Origin of the sequence: Teichococcus aestuarii, assembly GCF_003116135.1 — a bacterium.
GTDB lineage: Bacteria > Pseudomonadota > Alphaproteobacteria > Acetobacterales > Acetobacteraceae > Pseudoroseomonas > Pseudoroseomonas aestuarii.
Genome location: NZ_PDOA01000083.1, coordinates 1 through 594, shown reverse-complemented (window position 1 = coordinate 594; position 594 = coordinate 1). Strand labels below are relative to the sequence as shown.

General features: G+C 69.4%; 2 pseudogenes. Both read right to left on the bottom strand.

Annotated features, from left to right (window positions below):
• Positions 1-385: pseudogene (locus CR165_RS24235) on the bottom strand (IS3-like element ISMtsp5 family transposase); the annotation flags it as partial.
• A gap of 105 nt (positions 386-490) precedes the next feature.
• Positions 491-594, bottom strand: a pseudogene (locus CR165_RS24230) (IS5/IS1182 family transposase); the annotation flags it as partial.

The following is a 594-nucleotide window of genomic DNA, read 5'->3' as shown; positions in this document are numbered from 1 at the left end:
ACTCGCGCCAAGCCATAGGGCCTGCCACTGCTGGGCGAGATGGTCAGGCTCATGGCCTCGGCCTCCGCCGGGCCAAAGGGCGGCCACCCTCCAGGGCTGCGACCTTGGCCTCCAGCAACTCGCGCTCGAGCAGCATCTCGCCCAGCCGCACCTTGAGCCGCTCGCTCTCGAGCGCCTCCCCTGCCGTGGGCCGCGTCGCAAGGCTCGCCTTGCCAGCCGCCAGGAAGGCGTCGCGCCAGCCGCTCAGCGTCGCGGCCGTGATACCCAGTGCCCGCGAGACCGTCTCCAGGTCCTCGCCCCGCAGCACCGCGGCCCGCTTGCGCTGCCGCGACATCCGCCTACCCCGGCCAGGACCAGCGGCATCCATTCTCTCTGTCGTCATCATGCACCCCATCGGCGGAACCGTCCGCTTGCGGGGTGTCTCGATCAACCGTGGAGCGGAGGATGGGCGTATGCCCAGGCGTAAGCCTAGGCTCAGGACCCATTGTCCGAGCCAGAAGGTGACGGTAGCGGCGAGGGTGATGGCGCTGAAGAAGGTGTGGGCACAGCGGTCGTAGCGCATGGCGATGCGGCGCCAGTCTCTGAGTTTGCCGA